19 protein-coding genes and 1 tRNA gene are annotated in these 24,497 nt (G+C 58.9%); 8 read left to right on the plus strand and 12 right to left on the minus strand.

Going from position 1 to position 24,497, the window contains the following annotated elements:
* Positions 1–7 precede the first annotated feature (7 nt).
* Both ACQZ45_RS09225 and ACQZ45_RS09230 read right to left on the minus strand, forming a co-directional pair.
* A complete protein-coding gene (locus ACQZ45_RS09225) occupies positions 8–1,582 on the minus strand; it encodes a Re/Si-specific NAD(P)(+) transhydrogenase subunit alpha (protein ID WP_113292373.1) in 1,575 nt (524 codons plus the stop codon).
* A gap of 188 nt (positions 1,583–1,770) precedes the next feature.
* The gene (locus tag ACQZ45_RS09230) at positions 1,771–3,654 is read right to left on the minus strand and encodes an MFS transporter (RefSeq protein WP_003514082.1); all 1,884 of its coding nucleotides are present in this window, start codon (positions 3,652–3,654) and stop codon (positions 1,771–1,773) included.
* Positions 3,655–4,162: 508 nt separating this feature from the next.
* Between ACQZ45_RS09230 and ACQZ45_RS09235 the strand changes: the two genes are divergently transcribed.
* Together ACQZ45_RS09235 and ACQZ45_RS09240 are read left to right on the plus strand one after the other, a co-directional pair.
* Entirely contained in the window at positions 4,163–5,197 is a 1,035-nt protein-coding gene (locus ACQZ45_RS09235) for an aspartate-semialdehyde dehydrogenase (RefSeq protein WP_003514078.1), read from the plus strand.
* Between the two features lie 215 nt (positions 5,198–5,412).
* Positions 5,413–6,228 (plus strand): lytic murein transglycosylase, encoded by an 816-nt coding sequence (locus tag ACQZ45_RS09240; RefSeq protein ID WP_003514072.1) that lies wholly within the window; start codon positions 5,413–5,415, stop codon positions 6,226–6,228.
* Positions 6,229–6,396: 168 nt separating this feature from the next.
* Here ACQZ45_RS09240 and ACQZ45_RS09245 read toward each other — a convergent pair whose 3' ends face one another.
* Positions 6,397–7,038: a carbonic anhydrase gene (locus ACQZ45_RS09245; RefSeq protein ID WP_003514071.1), complete on the minus strand. Its 642-nt coding sequence runs from the start codon at positions 7,036–7,038 to the stop codon at positions 6,397–6,399.
* A 74-nt stretch (positions 7,039–7,112) separates the two neighbouring features.
* Entirely contained in the window at positions 7,113–7,988 is an 876-nt protein-coding gene (pdxY, locus tag ACQZ45_RS09250; RefSeq protein ID WP_026330745.1) for a pyridoxal kinase PdxY, read from the minus strand.
* A gap of 270 nt (positions 7,989–8,258) precedes the next feature.
* Here pdxY and ACQZ45_RS09255 point away from each other — a divergent pair, with 270 nt between their 5' ends.
* Together ACQZ45_RS09255 and ACQZ45_RS09260 are read left to right on the plus strand one after the other, a co-directional pair.
* Positions 8,259–9,719: a phospholipase D-like domain-containing protein gene (locus ACQZ45_RS09255; RefSeq protein WP_113292374.1), complete on the plus strand. Its 1,461-nt coding sequence runs from the start codon at positions 8,259–8,261 to the stop codon at positions 9,717–9,719.
* Positions 9,720–9,778: 59 nt separating this feature from the next.
* Positions 9,779–10,624, plus strand: coding sequence for an endonuclease/exonuclease/phosphatase family protein (locus tag ACQZ45_RS09260; protein ID WP_013636769.1), 846 nt, complete (start codon positions 9,779–9,781; stop codon positions 10,622–10,624).
* Positions 10,625–10,656: 32 nt separating this feature from the next.
* Here ACQZ45_RS09260 and ACQZ45_RS09265 read toward each other — a convergent pair whose 3' ends face one another.
* The 4 genes from ACQZ45_RS09265 to ACQZ45_RS09280 form a co-directional block, all read right to left on the minus strand.
* Entirely contained in the window at positions 10,657–10,860 is a 204-nt protein-coding gene (locus ACQZ45_RS09265; protein WP_041694491.1) for a hypothetical protein, read from the minus strand.
* A 288-nt stretch (positions 10,861–11,148) separates the two neighbouring features.
* The gene (locus ACQZ45_RS09270) at positions 11,149–14,343 is read right to left on the minus strand and encodes an efflux RND transporter permease subunit (RefSeq protein WP_019565072.1); all 3,195 of its coding nucleotides are present in this window, start codon (positions 14,341–14,343) and stop codon (positions 11,149–11,151) included.
* Between the two features lie 114 nt (positions 14,344–14,457).
* Positions 14,458–15,648: an efflux RND transporter periplasmic adaptor subunit gene (locus ACQZ45_RS09275; RefSeq protein ID WP_013636766.1), complete on the minus strand. Its 1,191-nt coding sequence runs from the start codon at positions 15,646–15,648 to the stop codon at positions 14,458–14,460.
* A gap of 116 nt (positions 15,649–15,764) precedes the next feature.
* On the minus strand, positions 15,765–16,562 hold the full coding sequence (locus tag ACQZ45_RS09280; RefSeq protein WP_013636765.1) for an alpha/beta hydrolase fold domain-containing protein: 798 nt from the start codon (positions 16,560–16,562) through the stop codon (positions 15,765–15,767).
* 134 nt (positions 16,563–16,696) lie between these two features.
* On the opposite strand from ACQZ45_RS09280, the gene ACQZ45_RS09285 reads away from it, so the two are divergent.
* Complete coding sequence (locus ACQZ45_RS09285; protein ID WP_003514057.1) at positions 16,697–17,596, plus strand: LysR family transcriptional regulator; 900 nt, start codon at positions 16,697–16,699, stop codon at positions 17,594–17,596.
* A 9-nt stretch (positions 17,597–17,605) separates the two neighbouring features.
* Here ACQZ45_RS09285 and ACQZ45_RS09290 read toward each other — a convergent pair whose 3' ends face one another.
* A complete protein-coding gene (locus tag ACQZ45_RS09290) occupies positions 17,606–18,505 on the minus strand; it encodes a LysR family transcriptional regulator (protein WP_035251889.1) in 900 nt (299 codons plus the stop codon).
* Between the two features lie 162 nt (positions 18,506–18,667).
* On the opposite strand from ACQZ45_RS09290, the gene ACQZ45_RS09295 reads away from it, so the two are divergent.
* Positions 18,668–19,849 carry an MFS transporter gene (locus tag ACQZ45_RS09295; protein WP_065687499.1) on the plus strand — a complete coding sequence of 394 codons (1,182 nt, stop codon included), beginning with the start codon at positions 18,668–18,670 and terminating at the stop codon, positions 19,847–19,849.
* Positions 19,850–19,915: 66 nt separating this feature from the next.
* Positions 19,916–20,749 carry an aldo/keto reductase gene (locus tag ACQZ45_RS09300; RefSeq protein WP_112959854.1) on the plus strand — a complete coding sequence of 278 codons (834 nt, stop codon included), beginning with the start codon at positions 19,916–19,918 and terminating at the stop codon, positions 20,747–20,749.
* A 142-nt stretch (positions 20,750–20,891) separates the two neighbouring features.
* On the opposite strand, the gene ACQZ45_RS09305 is transcribed toward ACQZ45_RS09300, so the two are convergent.
* Positions 20,892–22,853, minus strand: a complete 1,962-nt coding sequence (locus tag ACQZ45_RS09305; protein WP_188352044.1) for a methyl-accepting chemotaxis protein — start codon at positions 22,851–22,853, stop codon at positions 20,892–20,894.
* A gap of 404 nt (positions 22,854–23,257) precedes the next feature.
* Positions 23,258–23,332 (minus strand) — tRNA-Gly (locus tag ACQZ45_RS09310).
* Positions 23,333–23,705: 373 nt separating this feature from the next.
* Between ACQZ45_RS09310 and ACQZ45_RS09315 the strand changes: the two genes are divergently transcribed.
* Positions 23,706–23,927, plus strand: a complete 222-nt coding sequence (locus ACQZ45_RS09315) for a hypothetical protein (protein ID WP_013636760.1) — start codon at positions 23,706–23,708, stop codon at positions 23,925–23,927.
* 77 nt (positions 23,928–24,004) lie between these two features.
* Here ACQZ45_RS09315 and dps read toward each other — a convergent pair whose 3' ends face one another.
* On the minus strand, positions 24,005–24,493 hold the full coding sequence (dps, locus tag ACQZ45_RS09320) for a DNA starvation/stationary phase protection protein Dps (RefSeq protein WP_065687502.1): 489 nt from the start codon (positions 24,491–24,493) through the stop codon (positions 24,005–24,007).
* Between the last annotated feature and the right edge of the window lie 4 nt (positions 24,494–24,497).

Consider the following 24,497-nt stretch of genomic DNA (forward strand, 5'->3'; position numbering starts at 1 on the left):
ACACGGCTCAGGACTTCTGGAACATGGCGAGCATGCGCCGTGTCACAAGGAAACCGCCGACGATGTTGATCGTCGCGATCAGGACGGAAAGTGAGGCGAGGAGCACCACCAGCCAGTTGCCGGAACCGATCTGCAGCAGCGCGCCGATAATGACGATGCCGGAAATCGCGTTCGTCACCGCCATCAGCGGCGTGTGCAGCGAGTGGCTGACATTCCAGATGACGGAGAAGCCGATAAAGCAGGCGAGCACGAAGACGATGAAATGGCTCATGAAGCTTGCCGGCGCGTAAAGGCCGACGAGAAGCAGGGCCGCCGTACCGATGACGAGCAGACCGACCTGGCTTTTCGTCTGCGCCTTGAACTCGGCCCGTTCCTTGGCGTGCTTTTCCTCAGGCGTAAGCTCTTTTGCTCGTTCCTTCGGTTTCTGCGCGGCGATGGCCTGGATCTTCGGTGGCGGTGGCGGAAAGGTGATGTCGCCCTGATAGGTGACGGTCGCGCCGCGGATGACGTCGTCTTCCATGTTGTGAACGACCTTACCGTCCTTTGCGGGCGTCAGATCGGTCATCATGTGACGGATGTTGGTGGAATAGAGCGTCGAGGCCTGAGTGGCCATGCGGCTCGGGAAATCCGTATAGCCGATGACGATGACGCCATTGTCCGAGACGACGCGCTGGTCGGGCACCGTGAGATCGCAATTGCCGCCGCGCTCGGCGGCGAGATCGATGATGACCGAACCCGGCTTCATTGCCGCCACCATGTCGGCCAGCCACAGCTTCGGGGCGTCACGGCCGGGGATCAGCGCCGTGGTGATGACGATATCGATCTGCGGCGCCAGCTCGCGGAATTTCTCAAGCTGCTTTTCGCGGAATTCCGGCGAGGAGGGGGCGGCGTAACCGCCGGTCGCTGCGCCATCCTGGCTCTGGTCGGCGAAATCGAGATAGACGAATTCGGCGCCCATGGATTCGATCTGTTCGGCCACTTCCGGGCGCACGTCGAAGGCATAGGTAATGGCGCCGAGCGAGGTTGCCGTGCCGATGGCGGCAAGACCGGCAACGCCGGCACCGATGACCAGCACCTTGGCGGGCGGCACCTTGCCGGCGGCGGTTACCTGACCGGTGAAGAAGCGGCCGAAATTATTGCCGGCCTCGATGACGGCGCGATAGCCGGCGATGTTGGCCATGGAGGACAGCGCGTCCATTTTCTGGGCGCGGGAAATGCGCGGCACCATGTCCATGGCGATGACATTTGCGCCCTTTTCCTTCGCCTGCTCCAGAAGGTCCTTGTTCTGTGCAGGATAGAAGAACGAGATCAGCGTCTTGTCCGAAGACAGGCGATCAATCTCCGACGTTTCCGGCGGACGAACCTTGGCGATGATGTCGGCACCTGTATAAAGCGCATCGGCGCTATCGACGATGGTGACACCGGCTGCGCGATAGGCGTCGTCGGAAAATCCCGCCGCCTTGCCCGCGCCTGTTTCGAGGATGCAATCATATCCGAGTTTCTGCAGGCCTTGCGCGCTGTCGGGCGTCATGCCGACGCGCGCCTCGCCATCATATAATTCCTTAGGCGTCCCGATTTTCAAAATGGCTCTCCCTTTTCCGCACGATACGGCGTCATAGCCTATTTCGAGCGTTTTTGTCTTGTTTTTGGCGGTTTCTACCTGCGGCGGATTGACAGCCTGCGAAAGGCCAGTTCGGGCACTGGCGGTACTGCGGCAATAAAAAACCCGGCGCGTCAGCGCCGGGTCTCTATCGTCGGGAGCGAAACCGCTCACTCCATGGTGTGGATGTCGCGATCCTTGGTTTCCGGCAGGAACAGCAGGCCGATGACCAGCGTGATGCCTGCGAAAACGATCGGGTACCAGAGGCCGTAATAGATATCGCCCTTCGCCGCGCTCATCGCAAAAGCGGTGGCGGGCAGCAGGCCGCCGAACCAGCCGTTGCCGATATGGTAGGGCAGCGACATGCCGGAGTAGCGGATGCGGGTCGGGAACAGTTCGACCAGCAGGGCCGCAATCGGGCCGTAGACCATCGTCACGTAGATCACGAGGACGGTCAGGACCGCGATGATGACGACCCAGTTCACGGCAGCCGGATCGGCGACCATGGCGAAGGTACCACCACCGGCAATGCTGTAGACGGCCATTTCCGCCGCTCCGGCGGTCTCGGCCGGCGTCAGCAACTTGTCGGCCACCAGCTTGTCGGTCGCCACCATCTTCTTGTCGGCTGCGCGAACGGCTTCCGCATTGAGGTTGAGTTCCGGGTTGGCGGCAATGAAGGCATCCAGTTTTGCGTCCGGCACCTGTGCTACGCCGCGCACCAGCGGGTAGCCGCCGTCATGCAGCGCGATGTTGACCTGTTTCTGGAAGGCCCTGTCTTTTGCGGCAGCATCCGCACCGGCTGCGATGGCGTCGTAGCTCGCAATGGTGGCGTCGCCGATTTTGACGCTTGCCGGCGTTCCAGCCGCTCCAGCAACGACGTCATAGGGAACGGAGTTGCGTGTCAGGAACGAGGTGGCGATATCGCAGGATGTGGTGAATTTCGCCGTACCTGTCGGGTTGAACTGGAATTTGCAGTCGCCCGGAGCAGCGGTCACGGTGGCGCGAACGCTGGCTTGTGCTTGCGCCAGTGCCGGGTTGCCCGCCCATGTGAGCGCCTTGAACAGCGGGAAGTAGGTCAGCATCGCGAGAACGAGACCCGCCATGATGATCGGCTTGCGGCCGATCTTGTCGGAAAGCCAGCCGAAGAGCACGAAGAAGCCCGTGCCGAGGATGAGGGCCGCCGCGACCATGATGTTGGCCGACTGGCCGTCCACCTTCAGAATGCTCTGCAGGAAGAACAGTGCATAGAACTGGCCCGTATACCAGACGACGGCCTGACCGATGACGGCGCCGACGAGGGCAAGCAGGGCGATCTTTGCGTTTTTCCACTGGCCGAAGGCTTCGCTGAGCGGTGCCTTGGAGGTCTTGCCTTCTTCTTTCATCTTCTTGAAGGCAGGAGATTCGTTCATTTTCAGACGAATCCAGACCGATACGCCAAGCAGCAGAACCGAAACGAGGAAGGGAATACGCCAGCCCCAGGCGGCGAAGGCTTCCTTGCCGAGTGCGAACTGCACGCCGAGAATGACCATCAGCGACAGGAAGAGGCCGAGCGTCGCCGTCGTCTGGATCCATGAGGTGTAATAGCCTCTGCGACCGTTGGGCGCGTGTTCGGCCACATAAGTTGCAGCACCGCCATATTCGCCGCCAAGCGCCAGACCCTGAAGCATGCGCAGGATGATCAGGATGATCGGGGCTGCGATGCCGATCTGCGATGCACCGGGCAGGACGCCGACGAGGAATGTCGAAACGCCCATGATGAGAATGGTGATCAGGAAGGTGTATTTACGGCCGACAATGTCGCCGAGACGCCCGAACACCAGGGCGCCGAAGGGGCGCACGAGGAAGCCGGCGGCAAATGCCAGAAGCGCGAAGATGTTACGTGTCGTTTCCGGATATTGGCTGAAGAAGTTCGCGCCGATATAGATCGCGAGCGAGCCGTACAGATAAAAATCGTACCATTCGAAGACTGTTCCGAGAGAAGAGGCGAAAATCACCTTCTTCTCCTCACCCGTCATGGGACGGGCGGCGCCGCTCACGGCTGCTACGTTTGCCATTGTCTGTCCTCCACAGATGTCAAATGAGCGCATTGCAGAGCCCTGTCTCTCCTCCGGACTCCCCCGTAAGGGTGCAATGCGCGTAATGTTAGAGTGACAGAAAATTAACCCCAATGAGAGCGATGCTTTCGGATTATGACTTTAGTCTAATGCATAACGTGCAAAAATGTCGCGAGGTGGCATTTGCGCTTATGCGCCGGGTCGCTCGCAACGTGCCTTTTTTCTTGACACGAACACCAAACCTTCTAATAGCTTCTCGCGAAGAAGGAGCATCACCTTGCGCAGGCATGTTGCAGACATGATTGTCATGGAAGGACCGGCACAATCTGCCGGCGATGATCCGCGTCTTTCTTATTCTATCCGAATTACGGCCAAAACGACGATTAAAACCGTCTGACGTCTCTGGCCACCGCTCTCTCCCCGGTTTGGCTGGGGATCGAGGAAGCCGCGATGCGATGCGGGTTCCCCACCTCACCCAAAAGAGGAGAGACAGAAAGAGAGCTTGATCATGGGTTTCAAAGTTGCAATTGTAGGCGCCACCGGCAATGTCGGTCGCGAAATGCTCAACATCCTGGCCGAACGTGGTTTTCCGGCAGATGAAGTCGTGCCGCTCGCTTCCTCCCGCTCGCAGGGCACGGAAGTTTCCTATGGCGACCGCACGCTGAAGGTTTCCAACCTCGAAAACTACGATTTTTCCGACACGGATATTTGCCTGATGTCGGCCGGCGGCGAGATTTCCAAGAAGTGGTCGCCGAAGATCGGCCAGCAGGGTTGCGTCGTCATCGATAACTCGTCTGCATGGCGCTACGACCAGGACGTTCCGCTGATCGTTCCGGAAGTCAATGCCGACGCGATCTCGGGCTTCACCCGCAAGAACATCATCGCCAATCCGAATTGCTCCACGGCCCAGCTCGTTGTCGCGCTGAAGCCGCTGCATGACTTTGCCAAGATCAAGCGCGTCGTTGTCTCCACCTACCAGTCCGTTTCCGGCGCTGGCAAGGAAGGCATGGACGAGCTGTTCCAGCAGACACGCGCCGTCTTCGTGGCCGATCCGGTCGAAACGAAGAAGTTCACCAAGCGCATCGCCTTCAACGTCATCCCGCATATCGACGTCTTCATGGAAGACGGCTATACCAAGGAAGAATGGAAGGTTCTGGCCGAAACCAAGAAGATGCTCGATCCGAAGATCAAGGTAACCTGCACGGCCGTGCGCGTTCCTGTTTTCATCGGTCATTCGGAATCGGTCAACATCGAGTTCGAAAACGAGATCACCGCCGATCAGGCGCGTGATATCCTGCGCGAAGCGCCGGGTTGCCTCGTGATCGACAAGCATGAAGATGGCGGCTACATCACCCCGGTTGAATCCGCCGGCGAGGATGCGACCTATATTTCGCGTATCCGTGAGGATGCGACGGTTGAAAACGGCCTCAACATCTGGGTTGTTTCGGACAATCTGCGCAAGGGCGCTGCCCTCAATGCCATCCAGATCGCCGAACTCCTGGTCAATCGTGGTCTCATCAAGCCCCGCAAGGCGGCAGCTTGATACGATTTTTTAAGGTTCGTTAAGTATAACCCGTCTGTTCTGTGTGGGGCAGGCGGGTTTTCCAATTGGCTATCATCACGGCCAGTTTATTTGCAGGCCTTGCTGCCAAAAGGCAATTTAGGCGGCCAAAAAGCAATTTGGCACCCGAGCCCATACAGCAGCGACGTTTTGGTTCTCGGGATAAATTCCCCAAAGGATATCGAAGGCAGATTTTGATGCGGGCAATGAAGGCAATTCTGGCTGGTGTGGCCATGGTCTCGGTTTTGGCGGCGACGCCGGTTGTGGCTGCGCAATGCGGCAACACTTCGGCAGGGTTCGACGCCTGGGTCGGTGCCTTCAAGCAGGAAGCGGCGAGCCGCGGTGTCAGCGCCTCGGTGCTTGATCGTGCCTTCTCCGGCGTCTCCTACAATCAGCCGACCATCCGCGCCGATCGCGGCCAGCACAGCTTCAAGCTGTCCTTCGACCAGTTCATGCAGAAGCGTGGCGGCCAGACGATCATCTCGCGCGGCAAGACCATGAAGAAGAACAATGCGGCTCTCTTCGCCTCGATTGAAAAGGCCTATGGCGTGCCGGCCGGCCCGCTGCTCGCCATCTGGGGCATGGAAACCGGATTTGGCGGCTTCATGGGCAACCAGCACACGCTGTCCGCCGTGGCGACGCTTTCTTTCGACTGCCGCCGTTCGGATTATTTTACCGAGCAGCTTTATGCGGCCCTGAAGCTCGTCGGCAGCGGTTCGCTGAACGTTAACGCCAAGGGTGCTGCCCATGGCGAAATCGGCCAGACTCAGTTCCTGCCGTTGAACGTTGTGCGCTACGGCGTGGATTTCGACCGCGACGGACGCATCGATCTCGTCGGTTCGCGCGCCGATGCGCTGGCCTCCACGGCCAACTTCCTTGTCGGCCACGGCTGGCAGCGCGGTGCGGGTTATCAGCAGGGGCAGACGAATTACGCGGCCATTCAGGGCTGGAACGCTGCAAGCGTTTATCAGCAGGCGATTGCGTTTATCGGCAAGGCGATTGACGGCCAATAAGGCCGCTTTCTCCCAATTGGAACGTCCACTTCCGTGATGCCGGACTAGTTCCGGCATCCAGTCACGGCGCGTCTGCGCCGTGAAAACAATCCTAAGCAATCAAAGACTTGATCGCGCTTGGCCCCGGATCACGTCCGGGGTGACGAAGCTTTGAGAAGGTTTCGACAATCACAGGTCCGGGCGGCGAAAGTCGCCCGTTTTGCCGTCCATCACCCACAATTCGCCGGTGGAGATATCGAACCAGGCGCCATGCAGCTTTACCTTGCCGGCGGTTTCCTGCGCCTTGACGAAGGGGAAGCCGCGCAGGTTGGCGATGGAGTTGCGAATGGAAACGCGCTCCAGCGCCGTCTGGCGCTCGGAAGCGGTCATGACGTCGTTGCTCTGGATCTGCTCGGCGGCGGATTTCACCATGTTCATCCATTTGCCGATGAAGTCGCCGGGTGACAGAGGTTCAAGATTGGGGTCGAGTGCGGCCTGAATGCCGCCGCAGCGGCCATGGCCCATGACGACGATGTCCTTCACCTTCAGAACCTGCACGGCATATTCGATGGCGGCTGATGTGGCGTGGTACTGACCGTCAGGCTCAAAGGGCGGCACCATGTTGGCGACGTTCCGCACGACGAAAAGTTCTCCCGGTCCGCAGTCGAAAATCGTTTCCGGCGCCGAACGGGAGTCACAACAGGCAATGAACAGGGTCTGCGGTTTCTGTCCGGTATCAGCCAGAACGCGGTATCTTTCGCGCTCGTCGGCATAGCGGCCGCTCATGAAGTTCTTGTAGCCGTTGAGAAGGTTTTCCGGAAAATCTTTCATCTATCGCAGTACCGTTGTGCTTGGACCAAGATCAAGAGAAGAACTCGGTGCGTTGAAGACCAATCCTTTAGCCGCTATTTGCGCTTGCTGCGCGAAGGATGCAAGAGATGGCGCATCTGCACCATCGCCATGGGTGTGGAGAGACTTGAAGAATCCGTCTCCAGCGTCAATTCGTTCATGTCGCGTTTTTTGGTTCGCGCCAGAATTTCGAACACGCTGGCGGTGGCCAGTTGCAGCGCCTTCTCGTCGTCCATGCCTTCCAGCAGCCGGGCAAGGAACAGCGCCGCCATCAGGTCTCCGAGACCGTTCGGTGCGTCTTCTATGGCGCGGTGTTCCGCCATCAGCGCGTGCCGGCCGCTCAAATAGAGATTTCCCGTGCCGCCCGCCATCATCGACACGGCTGAGGTGACCAGCATTTTCGGCGGGCCGAGTGCGAGCGCGGCATCCATGATGGCATTGTTGGTCTCAAGCTCGGCACCGCTCATCCAGGCCAGTTCATAACGGTTTGGCGTGGCGACGGTGGCAAGCGGAATGAGGTGATCGCGGATGGCTTCGGCAGTCTCAAGGGGAATGTATAGTCCGCCCAGATCGCCCATGACCGGGTCACAGGCATAAATCAGCGACGGGTTCTTTTCCTTGAGATTGCGGATCAGCCTTGCGACGGAGCGCACCTGCGCCGCGCTGCCGAAATAACCGGTCAGGACAGCCTTGACCTCGCCGATCCATTTGGCGTTTTCGAGGTCCGTCATGGCCTTGTCGAAGTCGTCGTCCTGAAAGCGCATCCGGGTGGACGGGCCATGGCCGGGGTGCCAGGGCAAAACGATTGTGGGCACCGCCCATACCGGATAGCCAAGGGTCTCCAGCGCGAAGACTGCGGCACGGTTGCCGACCGATCCACGCATGACGTGGCTGGAAATGACGATGACGGCGCCCTGGGTATTTTCCTGCATCACGGCCTTCTTGCTTTCAAACGCCACAGAAGCCCGCAAGTGCCCCTGCTCACAGATCAAGATGCGCTCTCATGACATATCGCATCGTCACTTTCCACCGTTAATCCCGCAAGGGTCTATCCCGTAAAACGATGGGCGTCCGGTCTTCTTGGCCTTTCCGGTGCCGGTCCGGTATTGCGGTATCGGCGAACTGCCCTACCTTTTTGTTTACGCATCGGGTTTTCCCAAAACCGCGGTACACTTTTCGGCACGATGCCCTATAGTTGCATCATGCTCGATCTCGTCATCGCCTATTGGCCTCATATCCTTGCCGCTCTTTCCATTTTGATGGGAACCGTGGCGGCCGTACATGCCACGATGACGAAGGAAGAGGTCCGCTCCGCGCTTGGCTGGGTGGGCGTCATCGTTCTGTCGCCGATCGTCGGTGCAGTCATTTATGCGATTGCCGGCATCAACCGGATTCGCCGGTCCAGCATCAGGCAGCAGCGGTCTTTCATGCAGGACGAGATCATGGATCGCGTGGCGCGCCTGGATGCGAGCGGCGAGGTGATTGCCGCGCGGTTCGGACGCCGTTTCGAGGCGATGAAGACGCTCGGCGATCGGGTTACGCGCCACGCACTGACGACCGGTAACCGCATCGAGCCGCTTGTCACCGGCGACGTGGCCTATGCCGCCATGCTTGAAGCGATAGGCGAGGCGAAGCGGTCGATCATCCTCGAAACATATATTTTCGACAATGACAGGATCGGCGCCCGTTTTGTCGCCGCGCTCGAAAGGGCGAAGTTCCGGGGCGTGGAGGTGCGGGTGCTGGTGGATGCCGTGGGCGCGCGCTATTCCGTGCCGAGCATCCTGCCGACGCTCCGGGAAAAAGGCATCGTTGCCGATGTATTCAACGGCAATGTCATCATGGGGCTGCGGCTGCCCTATGCGAATTTGCGCACCCACCGCAAGATCCTCGTGGTGGACGGGCGCCTCGCCTTTAGCGGCGGCATGAATATCCGCGAGGGCTTCACCCTTGAATTCGGCGGCGAAAAACAGGCGCACGACACACATTTCAAGATCAGCGGACCGGTAGTCTCTGATTTTTTCTCCATTGCGGCGGAGGACTGGAGGTTCACGACGGGGAAGCTTCTGCAAACGCCGGTCTGGGATATCGCCATTCCCGATGGTGTGCCGGGTTCACAGATCGTCGCCCGCGTTTCCTCCTCGGGGCCGGATAAGAGCATAGAGACCAATCACAAGATGCTGATGGGGGCGTTTTCCGTCGCCCGCTCCTCCATTCTCGTCATGTCGCCCTATTTTCTCCCCGATCGGGAGCTTATTTCAGCGCTCATTACCGCAGCGAGGCGGGGAGTCGTGGTGGATATCATCGTGCCGCAAAGCAACAATCTGGTGCTTGTGGACAGGGCGATGACGGCGCAATTCGACCAGATGTTGAAGAATTACTGCCGCATCTGGCGGGCGACAGGGCCCTTCAATCATTCCAAGCTTCTGGTGATCGACGAGCGCTGGAGCTACATCGGTTCTTCCAACCTGGACCCTCGTTCATTGCGGCTGAACTTCGAAGTTGATCTGGAAGTTATGGATGAGGAATTCGCCGCGACCATCGGAAACCGCATCCGGGAAGCACGGGCAACCGCTTTACCCGTGCGACTGAGCGAACTGAATGCGCGGCCATTCGTTGTCCGTTTTGTGGAGCGCGTCCTGTGGCTCGCTTCGCCGTATCTTTAGAGCGCCATACGTCGGAAACGCTCTAGAACTTTTAATTTGCGCATCGGAGGCGTCGCAGCGTGAAGAAAAACAGTTTGCTGGAGCGTGGAAAAACGGCACTGGCGAAAAACAGCAGCCTGCCCGCCTTCGTCATGCAGTCGCTGCGCGACCGCCACCAACGGAAGAATGCCGGGCAGGTGGAGAGAGATCACTCCTTTCCGGTCATCGCGTCCTACAACGTCCATAAATGCGTCGGCCGCGACCGCAGGTTCGATCCTGATCGCACCAGCCGCGTTATTCAGGAAATCGGCGCGGATATCATCGCGCTACAAGAGGCGGACAGCCGTTTCGGCGAGCGCACGGGCCTGCTCGATCTTGCCCGGCTGGAGCGGGAAAGCGGGCTTGTCCCCGTGCCTGTTCTGGCGGGTGTGAAGGCGCATGGATGGCATGGCAATGTCCTGTTGTTCAAGGAAGGTGCGGTGCGGGATGTTCATACGCTGAAATTGCCGGGGCTGGAGCCGCGCGGCGCGCTGGTAGTGGAACTGGATTTGAAAAGCGGTGGCGCACTGCGAATAATCGCCGCGCATTTCGGTCTTTTGAGGCATTCCCGTGCCCAGCAGGCGAAGGCGCTTATCGGTCTTCTGGAAGCGCGAAACGAATGCGCGACCATCCTCATGGGAGACCTGAACGAATGGCGTCTCGGCAATGGCTCGTCGCTCAATACTCTGAGAGATGCATTCGGCGCCCTGCCGCCCGCAGTGCCCAGTTTTCCATCCAACCTGCCGGTGCTTGCGCTCGACAGGATCATCGCCAACCGCGAAGGGCTGATCGAGCAGGTGGAAGCGCATGACAGTGCGCTGGCGCGCATTGCCTCGGACCACCTGCCGCTGAAAGCCGCGATAAGGACCGATCTGCTTCCAACCTGATCCTGTGGCATCATCGGATACGGCGACAGACTTCAGAGCCGCTGCGCTATCGTCAGATGGCTGCGCGAACGGGCCTCCAGCAGCGATGTGCGGATGGCTTCCATCAGCCGTTCACGGTTGTTTCTGGTCTTGCCTCTGTCCAGATTCTGCGCGGCAAGCGCCAGATCCAGACCTTCATGCATTACTATCGAATAGGCAATGGTTGTCGCCCAGTTTTCGTATTCCTGCTCCATCATGTCACCCCTGAACTAAATCATTTAGCCCGAATCACCCTGTTCTTGAAATTACCACAAAATGGAAAGCATAAAATAGCATTGTTCCTTTAAGTATCTGCTGCCTTATGCGGATATAGTGTATTCGTTATTTCTTTATTGCGGCGCAACATGTATGTGCTTGCTGCTTAAGTCATTGAAACAGATTCTGTTTCAGGCGATGCACATGGACGTTCCCACCAACAAAAACGCCGCGCATCGTGAGATGCGCGGCGGGCTTTCGTCGAAGTTTGCGGTGGATTGGATCAGGTCTCAGCCGGCCTTTTCGAGCTTGTAGTCCGAATTGGCAGGTTCTTCCTGTTTGTGCTGGATGAGAGGACGGTTACCCGACAGCTTGCGCACCAGCACGTAGAATACCGGTGTCATGAAGATGCCGAAGAACGTCACCCCGATCATGCCGGAGAACACTGCGACACCCATGGCCGCGCGCATTTCCGCACCCGCACCGGTGGAGATGACCAGAGGCACCACGCCCATGATGAAGGCGAGTGAGGTCATCAGGATCGGGCGGAGGCGCAGGCGACTTGCCTCGACTGCGGCCTGAAGCGGCGTTCGTCCTTCGAATTCCAGCTCGCGGGCGAATTCCACGATCAGGATCGCATTCTTCGCCGATAGTCCCACAAGGACGACAAGGCCGATCTGCGTAAAGATGTTGTTGTCCCCTCCCGTCAGCCAGACGCCTGTCAATGCGGCGAGAACGCCGAGCGGAACGATCAGAATGATCGCGATCGGCAGGGTCAGGCTTTCATATTGCGCAGCCAATACGAGATAGACGAGCAGCAGCGCCAGCGGGAAGACCACGAGGCTGGAATTACCGGCAAGGATCTGCTGGTAAGTCAGGTCCGTCCATTCGTATTCGATCCCGGCCGGCAGGTTTTCGGCAAGGATTTTCTCGATCGCCGCCTGCGCCTGTCCAGAGGAGAAGCCCGGTGCCGGACCGCCGTTGATATCGGCTGCAAGGAAGCCGTTATAACGGTTTGTGCGCTCCGGTCCTGTCGTTGCATCTACCTTCAACAGCGTGGAAAGCGGGATCATCTGACCGGTGGACGAGCGGACCTTCAGGCGGCCGATATCTTCGGCATGGGCGCGGAATTGCGCATCTGCCTGTACACGCACGCTGTATGTCCGCCCGAAGGCGTTGAAGTCGTTGACATAAAGCGAGCCCAGATAGATCTGCAGCGTCTGGAAGACGTCGCTGACCGAAACACCCAGCTGCTCGGCCTTGGCGCGGTCGAGATCGGCGAAGAGCTGCGGCACGTTGATCTGGAAGCTGGAGAAGATGCCTGCCAGTTCCGGTGTCTGGTATGCCTTGGCGATGACCGCCTTGGCCGCTTCGTCAAGCGTCTGGTAGCCGTAACCGGCACGGTCCTCGATCTGCAGCTTGAAGCCGCCCGTCTGGCCGAGACCGTTAACCGGCGGCGGCGGGAACATGGCGATGAAGGCATCCTGAATGCCGGCAAACTTCTGGTTCAGCTGCATTGCGATGGCGCCGCCTGACAGTTCCGGCGTCTTGCGGTTTTCGAAGTCGTCGAGAACTGCAAAGACGATGCCGGAATTGGAGCCGATGGTGAAGCCGTTGATCGACAGGCCGGGGAAGGCGATGGCGTGGCTGACGCCCGGCTGTTGCATGGCGATATCGCTCATCCGCTTGATGACACTTTCCGTGCGGTCAAGCGTTGCGCCGTCCGGAAGCTGGGCGAAGCCGATGAGATATTGCTTGTCCTGCGCCGGTACGAACCCGCTTGGGACCGCACTGAACATGCCGTAGGTGGCAGCCACCAGCGCCATATAGACGATCATGACGAGGCTTTTGCGCGTTACCAGCCCGCCTACGGTTTTGCCGTAACCGTTGGAGGCGGCGCCGAAGGCGCGGTTGAAGCCACGGAAGAACCAGCCGAAAATCCGGTCCATGAAGCGGGTCAGCCAGTCTTTCGGTGCGTCGTGCTCTTTCAGCAGCAGGGCTGCAAGAGCGGGTGACAGCGTCAGGGAATTGATCGCCGAAATGACGGTGGAAATCGCGATCGTCAGCGCGAACTGCCGGTAGAACTGGCCAGAAAGGCCGGAGATAAAGGCTAGTGGGACGAAAACGGCGACCAGCACAAGCGCGATTGCTATGATCGGCCCGGAGACTTCGCGCATCGCCTTGTAGGTGGCATCACGCGGGGAAAGCCCGTTTTCGATGTTTCGCTCGACGTTTTCCACCACCACGATGGCGTCATCCACCACGATGCCGATGGCCAGCACGAGGCCGAACAGGGTCAACGCGTTAATGGAGAAGCCGAAGGCATACATGACGGCGAAGGTGCCGATGATCGACACCGGAACGGCGATCAGCGGAATGATCGAGGCGCGCCAGGTCTGGAGGAACAGGATGACCACAAGTACCACGAGGCCAACGGCCTCGAGGAGCGTATCAACGACCTTTTCGATGGACGAGCGAACGAACTTCGTCGTGTCGTAGACGATTTCATATTTCACGCCATCAGGCATCGCCAGTTGCAGATTGTCCATTGTCGCGCGGACATTGTCGGCGATTTCGATGGAGTTGGAGCCGGGAGCCTGCAATACGGCGATCGCCACGGCGGGTTCGCCGTCGAGCAGCGAGCGCAGCGTATAGTCGGCAGCGCCGAGTTCGATGCGGGCGACGTCGCGAAGACGGGTGATCTGGCCGTTCGCGCCGCTCTTGACGATGATGTTGCCGAATTCCTCCGGAGTCGTCAGACGGCCCTGGGCATTGACGTTGAGCTGCAGGTCGACGCCGTTGGGGCTTGGCGATGCGCCGATAACGCCGGCTGCGGCCTGGACGTTCTGCTGACGGATGGCGTCGGATACGTCGCTGGCGGCGAGATCGTGTTCGGCCACCTTTTGCGGATCCAGCCAGACGCGCATGGAATAGTCACCGGCGCCGAAGACCTGCACCTGACCCACGCCTTCGATACGGGCGAGGCGATCCTTGACGTTCAGCGTCGCATAGTTGCGCAGATAGGTGATGTCATAGGCATCGGTCTTCGACACGAGATTGACGACCATGATGAAGTCGGGCGAGCTTTTGACGGTGGTGATGCCGAGTGCGCGCACTTCCGCGGGCAGGCGCGGTTCGGCCTGCGACACGCGGTTCTGCACCAGCTGCTGCGCCTTGTCCGGGTCGGTGCCCAGCTTGAACGTGACGGTCAGCGTCAGCACGCCGTCCGATGTCGCCTGGCTGCCCATATAGAGCATGTCCTCGACGCCGTTGATCTGTTCTTCAAGCGGCGTGGCGACGGTTTCGGCGATAACGGCCGGGTTCGCACCGGGATAGGTGGCGCGGACGACGACGGATGGCGGCACGACTTCCGGATATTCGGAAATCGGCAGGGCGCGCATGCCGAGAAGGCCTGCGACCACGATCAGGATCGACAGCACGCCGGCGAAGACCGGCCTGTCGACAAAAAATCTGGAAATATTCATATCCAGTCCCCTCTCCGGGTAGATTTGGAAATGCAAGGACCGTTCCGGCGGCATCATGGCCGCCGGTGAGGGCCGGTTCTTTGTGAAATGCGTCTCGCCGGAGGCGAGACGGCGTTATTGCGAGGCGGCGACCTTGTCTTCCGCCTGCGGTGCGATGGTTGCACCGGGGCGAATGCGCTGCAGGCCGTTGACGACGATCGTATCGCCGGCGGCAAGGCCGCTGTCGATGATGCGCTGGCCGTCAGCCGGTGCGCCGGGCTTGATCTGGCGGTAGCTCACCTTGTTTTCGGCATCGACGACAAAGACGAACCGCTTGTCCTGATCCGTGCCGATGGCGCGGTCGCTGATGACTATCCGGTTTTCCGGCTTCGGTTCCCCCATGCGCACCCGCACGAACTGGCCGGGAATGAGCCTGCCATCAGGATTTTCGAAGACCGCACGCACACCAATGGTGCCGCTGGCGGAATCGACCTGGTTGTCGATGAGGTGCAGGGTGCCCTTGATCGGCGTGCCTTCATCCGAAAGCGTGCCGATTTCCACCGGGATCTGTTCGAGCGCGGGCAGGGCGTCGGTTGTCTTCGGCAGCTCGGAAAGCGCTTTCGCTACCGTTCCTTCGCTGGCGTTGAAGCTGGCATAGATCGGGTTGACCGAAACCAGCGTCGTCAGGGCAGGCGATGTCGAGCCGGCGGCAACGAGGTTGCCGGCGGTGATTTCGATGCGGCCGACCCTGCCGGAAACCGGTGCAACGATTTCGGTGTAACCAAGATCGAGCTGAGCCGTCGTCAGCGTCGAGCGGGCGGCGCGAAGCTGGGCTTCGGCATCCGCAAACGAGCTTTGCCGCTGGTCGAGATCGCTCTGGGAGATCGTGCGATTGTCGGAAAGCCTGCGGCCACGGTCGAGTTCCGTCTTGGCAAGGCTGACCTTGGCTTCGGCGGAGGCGACCTGGGCTTCAGCACCTGCAACGGCTGCCTGATAGGGGGCCGGATCGATGGTGAAGAGGGGGTCGCCTTCCTTCACCAGCGCGCCTTCGCGGAAATGCACGGCCTTGATCTGGCCAGCGACGCGGGAGCGGATCTGCACGCGGTCGACGGCTTCGAGACGGCCGGAAAATTCTTCCCAGCGCATCACATCGCGGCTTTCCACCTTGGCGACGGTGACTGGGATAGCCGGCGTTTCAGCCGGGGTGGAAGCTGCCGTCGCATCACGGCTGGTGGGCAGGTCGAAAATGAGTGCTGCGGCTGCAACGGACATAGCAAGCCCGATACCGGCGCCCGTCAGGGCCCGGCGCTTTGTGGTCAGCGTCATGGGTCTCTCCTTGGCTCGGATCAGGAGCCGGTCAGTTTCTCTATCTGTGTGTTTTGTCGCATGGTCCGGGCGTAAAACCGCTACGCACTTTTACTGGACATGCTCAAAATGCGATTTCAGTGTTTTATCTGGTCAACGAAGGTCTTGAACTCCGAACAGACGGATGGGACCCATCCGCCGCCCTTTCCTTGATAAAGCCCCGTCCAGCCAATACCGGCGGGGAAAACATGCTGCCGGACGCTGACACCGGAGGCGATGAGCCTGTCGGCATAACCGACCGTTTCGTCGCGCAGAGGGTCGTCCTCGGCGGTAAAGATCAGCGCCGGCGCCACCCGGTTCAGCCGCGTACACTGGCAGGGCGCGGCATAGGGGTGAAAAAACCCGCAGGCCTTGGCAAGGTAATGGCTCCAACCATCCGCCCAGCGCTGGCGCATGCCGATCCTGTCCGCATCGCGGAAGGATTCCGTCGTCATCATCGGGTCGATCATGGGCGACAGAAGTATTTGACCGGCAAGCTTGCCGGGCATGCGGTCCCGCGCCTTCAGCGCAAGCCCAGCCGCCACATTGCCACCAGCCTCTTCGCCGGCCACAAACAGCAGCGATTTCGCGCCGCCATAATGCTTGCGGTCCCGGCTCAGATGATCCAGCGCTTCGAAGGCACAATCGATCACCATCGGAAACTCGTTGCCGGACGACTTGCTATAGTCGGCCTCGACGACGATCGCGCCGCTTTCAGCGAGCGCGCGTGCCACCGGAAGCTCCGGGCAATTGCCGCCCTTTTCAAGAAACGAGCCGCCGCGCAAATAAAGGACCACGGGCGGGTTGGTGCACAGGCCGGCACTTTCATATCGGCGCACGGAAAGCTGGGACGCCGAGCCCCCACAGCCTTCGATATTTTCCCAGTGCGCTTTCATTTGATCCGGTCCCGTGCGCCGCCATCAGCAGCTCACCATATTTGCAAAATCTGAAATTCATATTATTGTTCGGGAGAAAACGATCAAGTACGTCAAAATGAAAACACTATTCCAAAAAAACGGATAATAGCGACATGGATCAGCTTTCCGCCATGCGGGTATTCACTCGCGTCGTCGAAACCGGCAATTTCAGCCGCGCCGCGACCGCGCTTAACATGCCCAAAACCACCGTCACCAACATGGTCCAGGCGCTGGAGGCGCATTTACATACCACGCTTCTCAACCGCACAACGCGGCGGGTGATGCTGACGACGGACGGCGCTCTCTATTATGAGCGGGCCTCGCAGATTCTGTCGGAAATCGAAGAGCTTGATGGTAGCATGTCCAGCGCGCAGGTGCAGCCGTCTGGCCGGTTGCGGGTGGAAATGGCCGGTGTCTTCGCGGACCTCGTGGTTATTCCACATCTTTGCGAATTTTACCAGCGCTATCCGCAAATCCGGCTCGATCTCGGCGTCGGCGACCGTCTGGTCGATTATATCGCGGAGAATGTCGATTGCGCGCTGCGGGTCGGCACCTTGCGGGATCAATCCCTTATTGCGCGCAAGGTCGGCGAGCTGAAATTCGAAACCTTCGCCTCTCCCCTGTATATCGAGAGTTTCGGCATGCCGCAACAGCCGGAAGATCTCGAAAACGGACATCATTCCGTGGGATATTTCAATGCCACCACTGGCCAGATCATGCCGATCTCATTCGACAACGGGCTTCGCAGCGTCGAGATTACGCCCAACTATGTCGTGTCGGTGAATGACAGCCGCACCTATCTCAACGCCGCGCTAGCGGGCATGGGCATGGTGCAGCTGCCCGTTTTCATGGTCAAGGATGCACTTGCGCGTGGCGAGCTTGTGCCGGTTCTGCCGGAATGGCGGCGCGAACCCATGCCGATCTATGTCGTTTATCCGCAGACACGGCACGTCACCAACAAGGTCCGTGTTTTCGTGGACTGGCTGGCGAAGATGGTTCACAGCCTCGTCTGAGGCGGCTAGTCACCGCCCGACCTTTGCCGCGACAAAATCGATAAAGGCGCGTACGCGGGCGGCCAGATGATCATGTCCGGCATAAACGGCATGGATCACCTCCATGTCGCCCGGATTGTAATCCTCCAGCACCGGCACGAGCAGACCGGCCTCGATATCCGGCTCGACATGAAACTCTCCGACCCTTCCCAGCCCAAGGCCCGTCAGGCACAGCCTACGCATTGCCATGCCGCTGTTGACCGAGGCGTTGCCGGTCACGGGAAGGCGGTAGACTTCCGTCGTGCCGGGATCACGAAAAGGCCATTCGTTGAGGCTGCGACTGAAATTGAAGCTGATGCAATTGTGTTGGGCCAGATCCTGCGGCTTTTCCGGCATGCCATGTTTTTCGATATAGGCAGGGGAGGCGACGATGATCCGGCGGACCTCTTTCAGCTTTCTTGCCTTGAGGGACGAATCCGCCAACCCGCCGGATCGTATCGCAATATCGGTGCGCTCCTCGATCAGGCTGATGACGCCGTCGGTCAGCGAGATATCCAGTTCGATTTCCGGATAAAGAGATAAAAACTCCGGTGCGAGCGGCAGAAGATACCTTTCGCCGAAGCCCAGCGTGGCGTTGACACGCAGTAGCCCCCGCGGCACCACCTTGCCGCCGCCTGCTACGATCTGCTCCGTATCGGCGATGTCGGCCAGAATGCGCCTTGCCCGGGAAAGATAGATTTCCCCCTCCGGCGTCAGCGTCACCACGCGGGTGGAGCGAGCGAGAAGGCGGGTGCCGAGGCGGTCTTCAATGCGGGTGACAAGTTTGCTCACCGCCGAGGGTGAAAGCTTGAGCCTGCGCCCGGCTGCGGAAAAACTCCCCAGCTCGGCTGCCGCCACGAAGACTTCCATTTCTCCGGCCCTGTTGTCCATCGCTGCACCACTTGTGAAATTAATTCAAAGGCCTTTATCCAATCTTGCTGATTATCATGCAAGTCCCCTTCGCCCATATTGCAATCACATAGTTGATCCAACCGGACAGCACCCGCTGTCCATAACGCCCGCGATCCCGCTCCGGGCGAAGAGGTACTCGTCATGCCATTGGCCATATTTGCCTTGACGATCGCTGCTTACGCGATCGGAACCACGGAGTTTGTCATCGTCGGTCTTTTGCCGACGGTCGCCGCAGATCTTCACATTACACTGCCGCTTGCCGGCCTTATCGTCAGCGTTTACGCGCTGGGTGTCACTTTCGGTGCGCCGATCCTGACTGCGCTGACCGGCAAGATCGAAAGAAAGCCGCTGCTGCTGGGTCTGATGGCGCTGTTCGTCGTCGGTAATGTCGCAGCCGCCGTGTCGCCAAGCTATGAGACGCTTCTGGTCGCGCGGGTGCTTTCCGCCTTCGCCCATGGCGTGTTCTTCTCTGTTGGCGCCACCATCGCCGCCGATCTCGTGCCGGAAAACCGCCGTGGCTCGGCGATTGCCATGATGTTCATGGGTCTGACTGTCGCCATCGTCACCGGCGTGCCGATCGGTACCTATATCGGGCAGATTTTCGGCTGGCGCGCCACCTTCTGGGCGGTTGCAGGTCTTGGTGTCATCGCCTTTGCCGGTATCGCGGCCCTGTTGCCGGGAACGCTGAAGAAAGCGCCGCCCGCCAGCCTTCTCGATCAGGTGCGGGTGCTGGGTTCCGGCCGACTACTCATCGTTTTCGCCATGACCGCACTTGGTTACGGCGGCACCTTCGTAGCCTTCACCTTTCTGGCGCCGATCCTTCAGGATGTCACAGGCTTCTCCGAAAAGAGCGTCGGCCTGATCCTTGTGCTCTACGGCATCGCCATTGCCGCCGGTAACATCGGTGGCGGCAAAATCGCCAACCACAATCCGGTCAAGGCGTTGATCGGCCTCTTTCTGGCACAAGCCATCGTGCTGCTGGTCTTTTCCTTCACCGCCGTTTCGCCGATTCCGACCCTGATCACGCTGGTGGCGCTCGGCTTCCTGTCCTTTGCCAACGTTCCCGGCCTGCAGCTTTATGTGGTGCAGCTGGCCAAGGAACACCGCCCCGGCGCTGTCGATGTCGCCTCGGCGCTCAATATCGCCGCCTTCAATCTCGGCATCGCGATTGGTGCGTGGCTTGGCGGTCTGGTGGTGGAATCGCCGATGGGCCTTGCCGCAACCCCGTGGGTCGGCGCCATCCTTGTCGCCATTGCCCTCATTCTCACCCTCTGGAGCAGTGCACTCGACCGGCGCGCCTCGCTCTCGCTGAAGACTGCCTGAGTTTTTCATATAAATCCCGGCCACTGCCTAAGGGCTGGCCGGGCGTACCCTAAAAGGAGAAAATATATGTTTGATGTCACGGCCAACGGCGCTTCGATCCCGGCGCTTGGCTTCGGTACCTTCCGTATTCCCGGCCCCGATGTTCTTAGGATCGTTCCGCATGCCCTGAAGGCCGGTTTTCGCCATATCGATACCGCGCAGATTTACGGTAATGAGGCCGAAGTCGGCGAAGCCATTGCCGGTTCCGGCGTGGCACGCAGCGATATCTTCCTGACCACCAAGGTCTGGGTGGAGAACTACAGGCACGATGCCTTTCTTGCCTCCGTCGATGAGAGCCTGAAAAAACTGAAGACCGATTATGTCGATCTCCTGCTTCTGCACTGGCCGAACGAAGCGGTAACGCTGGCCGAGCAGATCGGCGCGCTGAACGCGGTTCGCGACGCCGGAAAGGTTCGCCATATCGGCGTGTCCAACTTCAATACGGCGCTGATGGCTGAGGCGGTCAGTTTGTCAAAGGCACCGATCGTCACCAATCAGATCGAATACCATCCCTATATCGATCAGGATATGGTGATCGCGACGGCCAAGGCTGCCGGCATGTCGGTGACGGGTTATTACGGTATGGCCGACGGCAAGGTTTTTGCCGATCCGGTTCTGAAGGACATCGCCGCAAGTCGGGGCAAGTCGGTGGCGCAGGTGGTGCTGCGCTGGCTCGTGCAGCAGCAGGGTGTGATTGCGCTTTCGAAGACGGTGAGCGAAGCCCGTGTTGATGAAAACCTTGCGATCTTCGATTTCACGCTGTCGGTCGCTGAGACGGATGCGATCCGTGCTCTTGCTCGACCGGATGGCCGTATCGTCTCGCCGGACGGGCTTGCACCTGTATGGGACGCGGCTGCCTGACAGTTGCCAACGGGTATGGGTGGAATTCCTCCTGGTGCCGTCACCCGGGTCTAGCCCGGCATGACGGAGGAGCGGTTTTCACTGATATAGATAACCTTAAGACACCCGGATAAGCTATCCGGGTGTCTTCTGAGAGAGTGGATCAGAATTCGCCCCATGTCTGATCTTTCGAGGCCGTGGATACGCCGAGCGCTGCGGCCACCTGGCCGATCATGCGACGCGCCGGGGATGGTCTCGGCTGTGCGTTGTCCGCAACGCGCACCGGCGCTGAAGGCATATATGCGGTTCTAGCCGTGCTGGTGCTGGCCATTGCGCCATCCAGCTTGAACTGGCCGACGATCTGGCGGAGTCTTTCGGCATCACCGGCAAGCGATGCGCTGGAGGCCGTCGCCCTTTCGACCATCGCGGCATTGTGCTGCGTGACCTGGTCCATCTGGTTTACCGCGCTGTTGACCTCGGCCAACCCGACCGACTGTTCCCTTGCGGATGTCGCTATGGCGTCGAGTTGTGTATTGATGGCGATGACGTGACTTTCAATGATCTTCAAGGCGTCGCCGGTTGCGGTCACGAGTTTCACGCCGTTCTGCACTTCGTCGGCGGAGTTGCGGATAAGCTCCTTGATTTCCTTGGCCGCTTGCGCCGAGCGCTGGGCCAATTCACGCACTTCCTGTGCCACAACCGCAAAGCCCTTGCCTGCCTCGCCCGCACGGGCCGCCTCGACGCCGGCGTTGAGTGCCAGAAGATTGGTCTGGAAGGCAATCTCGTCGATGACGCCTATGATGTTGGAAATCTGGCTTGAAGAGCTTTCTATGCGCTTCATGGCATCGACCGCAGTTGCCACGACCTGACCGGATGTCTGCGCGGATCTGTTGGCCTCGACCGCCACGATCCGGGCCTCCTCAGTCCGTCTGGTCGAATTGCTGACGTTGCTGGTTATCTGGTCGAGCGCTGCGGCTGTTTCTTCCAGCGATGCGGCTTGGGTTTCCGTGCGTTGCGACAGGTCGCTCGCACTCGAACTCAACTCGCGAGAGCCGTTGTCGATCGTGGCCGTGACATCGGCAACGGACAGTAGTGTTTTGCTAAGCTGGTTTACGGCGATATTGAAGTCCGCACGCAGGCTTTCGAATTCTGCGGAGAAAGGCGTTTTCAGCTGGTAGGACAGGTCGCCATTGGCCATATGCTTCAGACCTTCGGCAAGGCCGCTGGTCGCTTCCGCCATTTCGGCGGCGCGCCTGCGATCAATTTCGGCGGTTCTTTGACGCTCTGCCTCGGACTGGTTACGCACCTGCGCCGCATCCGCTTCCAGCCGGCGGGCCTTCAATTCGTTATCCTTGAAGACCTCAACGGCCTTTGCCATCGTGCCGACCTCGTCGCGCCGGTCCGTTCCCTCGACCTTGACGGACAGGTTACCCTCCGCAAGCGTTTGCATCGTGCCGACAAGACCCCGGATCGGCGTGACAAGCCAGCTGCTGATCGCGAAATATCCGATGACGACGACGGTGATGAAGCCGAGGACGACCGCCGCGACGGTAATCAGTGCAGTCCGTTGGCTTATGTCGCTCAGATCATCGCTCTGCTTGGCGCTACGGTTCGAAATATCAGTGGCTATCTGTGTAAGTTTCGCGCCGATCTTGGCAAAGACTGGCTGGCACTCGGTGCCAAACGCTTTTTGCGACGCAAGTGCCTCATCCACGGTTGATGCGGTTCGGCCCAGGTGCCAAGCGTTCTTGCACGTCACGTTATAGAGCGTCGTCACGTCGTCCTTGAGTACGCGCAGGCGGTTGTCTTCGGGGATATTGGCGATGGCTCCATCCATCGATACCATGAACTTGTCGCGTGTGGCCTTCACCTCAGCTTCGGCAGCGGCATTACCCTGTTCCGTAAAGGCGATCATCATATCGGCCAGAGCCGCACGCCCGTTCAGCAGTTCCTTGTTCGCGAGCGCCAAATTCAAGGCCGCTGCGCTGTCACGCGCAATAAGATCACTATAACTTCCATCGATCGATTTGATCTGTATGGCGGAGTAGGCCGCAATCAGGATTGCACATACGCCGAATAGCGCAAATACCGTCAAAAACTTTCCGACAACGGGAATATTTCTCATCGTTATGGCTCCCACAAGAAAATCGAGCCCTTCATGGGTCATATTTCGGCATCATGCGCTTTTCCGGTGATGATTATACTTATAAATTTAAGAAATAATTATGTATTATTAGTAATTACGTATCTTATAATAAGATACTGTACTCTTATATTAAATAAGAATAATATTTAATACTGAATAATTCTAATGGGCATCTCAAATCGGATATCATGTCTTGCACGTCCGCAAACGCCTTCCTGAAGCGAATAAGTTCGGTGTCTAGGGCACGGGACTATGGTTTGGGCGTCAGATCGGCCCAGAACATGCGGGTAGGCTTCGGTTGAAGAGGAGCTATCTGGGACCGGCGGCAAAATCAGGCGGTGCCTGTAAGCGCTTTGACATTCCCGACGTTTTCCAGGGAAAACTGGAGCGGGCGAAGGGATTTGAACCCTCGACCCCAACCTTGGCAAGGTTGTGCTCTACCCCTGAGCTACACCCGCTCAAAAACCGCTGGTCCGGGGTAGTTCGCTGGACCGCGGGCCGCCAAAGCGCGGCGACGGGTGCTATATCGCTCAATCGTTTTTGGAATGCAACAGTTTCTTTTGCGGTTTCGGTGGAAATCCGTCTGGCCTGTGGGTTTATTCAAAACGGCCGGGCCGATGCGTCGTAAAAAAGTGTGTTGGCGGGCGAAGGTATTGTTTCGGCTGGCCTTTATTTGGGTTGTAAAAGCACACAACCGGCCGGATGGCCAAAAAATAACCTGTTTACATTTGGTTAAAATCTGATTCGACAAGTGATTCGTTCGGGTGTACAAATTTCATGTCCACAAAAAAAGAAACGATACTTGGCATGTCATCATCGGGAGGATGAGCCTTGTCGTATGCAGCTTTTGAAAGAGTCGGCGCACAATTGTCGCCCCAGCAGATCACCGATCTGCAGAATATTTTCGACGGCGTATGTTTCGAGTGCCTTCAAGATCGCTGTAGCCACGTCGCCAACGAGTGCGCGGCGGTTTTGATCCGTAGCGCCCAGCGCGGCATTCTCGATCATGAGATGTTGCGCGACATCGGTCTTGCGGTTTTACGTCGGCACTGATTGCGCCATTTCATAAAAAAAGCGCCCTGGCATCTCGGGCGCTTTCGTGTGTGTGGTGTCAGTAGCCGCGTTACGGCTCAGCTCTTTTCCTGAACGTGCGCCTCGAGGAACCACAGCGCCTTGTCGAGATCGCGCGAGGCGGCGGTGAAGATATCCGCTGTCGTCGGGTCGCCGGCCTCGTCGGAATCATCGATAGCCTTGCGGATCATGTTGGCCACGTCGCCATAACGGGCGATCAGTTCGTCCAAATGATCGTGGATCTTGTAGATATCGGTCGGATAGGCCTTGAGCTTGGTCATCGAAGAGACGGATTGCAGGCTACCGAGCGCCGTGCCACCAAGCTGCACCACACGTTCGGCAATGGTATCGCCGTGATTGTCGAGCTGGGCGCGGAAGGTGTCGAGAAGTTCGTGCACGGCGATGAATTGCGGACCTTTCAGGTTCCAGTGCGCCTGCTTGGTCACCAGTGCAAGGTCGATCACCGAAGCGAGCGATTCGTTCAGAATACCCATCACCGTTGATTTGGCGTTGGAAGGCAGGTCGTTCTTCGTCTTGTGCGTCTTCATCGAT

This window comes from Agrobacterium sp. 16-2014-1-2a (assembly GCF_053522705.1).

Coding starts and splice junctions, on each gene's coding strand:
- ACQZ45_RS09230 (WP_003514082.1), bottom strand. CDS start 3,654: ATGGCAAACGTAGCAGCCGTGAGCGGCGCCGCCCGTCCCATGACGGGT.
- ACQZ45_RS09235 (WP_003514078.1), top strand. CDS start 4,163: ATGGGTTTCAAAGTTGCAATTGTAGGCGCCACCGGCAATGTCGGTCGC.
- ACQZ45_RS09240 (WP_003514072.1), top strand. CDS start 5,413: ATGCGGGCAATGAAGGCAATTCTGGCTGGTGTGGCCATGGTCTCGGTT.
- ACQZ45_RS09245 (WP_003514071.1), bottom strand. CDS start 7,038: ATGAAAGATTTTCCGGAAAACCTTCTCAACGGCTACAAGAACTTCATG.
- pdxY (WP_026330745.1), bottom strand. CDS start 7,988: ATGCAGGAAAATACCCAGGGCGCCGTCATCGTCATTTCCAGCCACGTC.
- ACQZ45_RS09255 (WP_113292374.1), top strand. CDS start 8,259: ATGCTCGATCTCGTCATCGCCTATTGGCCTCATATCCTTGCCGCTCTT.
- ACQZ45_RS09265 (WP_041694491.1), bottom strand. CDS start 10,860: ATGATGGAGCAGGAATACGAAAACTGGGCGACAACCATTGCCTATTCG.
- ACQZ45_RS09270 (WP_019565072.1), bottom strand. CDS start 14,343: ATGAATATTTCCAGATTTTTTGTCGACAGGCCGGTCTTCGCCGGCGTG.
- ACQZ45_RS09275 (WP_013636766.1), bottom strand. CDS start 15,648: ATGACGCTGACCACAAAGCGCCGGGCCCTGACGGGCGCCGGTATCGGG.
- ACQZ45_RS09280 (WP_013636765.1), bottom strand. CDS start 16,562: ATGAAAGCGCACTGGGAAAATATCGAAGGCTGTGGGGGCTCGGCGTCC.
- ACQZ45_RS09285 (WP_003514057.1), top strand. CDS start 16,697: ATGGATCAGCTTTCCGCCATGCGGGTATTCACTCGCGTCGTCGAAACC.
- ACQZ45_RS09290 (WP_035251889.1), bottom strand. CDS start 18,505: ATGGACAACAGGGCCGGAGAAATGGAAGTCTTCGTGGCGGCAGCCGAG.
- ACQZ45_RS09295 (WP_065687499.1), top strand. CDS start 18,668: ATGCCATTGGCCATATTTGCCTTGACGATCGCTGCTTACGCGATCGGA.
- ACQZ45_RS09300 (WP_112959854.1), top strand. CDS start 19,916: ATGTTTGATGTCACGGCCAACGGCGCTTCGATCCCGGCGCTTGGCTTC.
- ACQZ45_RS09305 (WP_188352044.1), bottom strand. CDS start 22,853: ATGAGAAATATTCCCGTTGTCGGAAAGTTTTTGACGGTATTTGCGCTA.
- dps (WP_065687502.1), bottom strand. CDS start 24,493: ATGAAGACGCACAAGACGAAGAACGACCTGCCTTCCAACGCCAAATCA.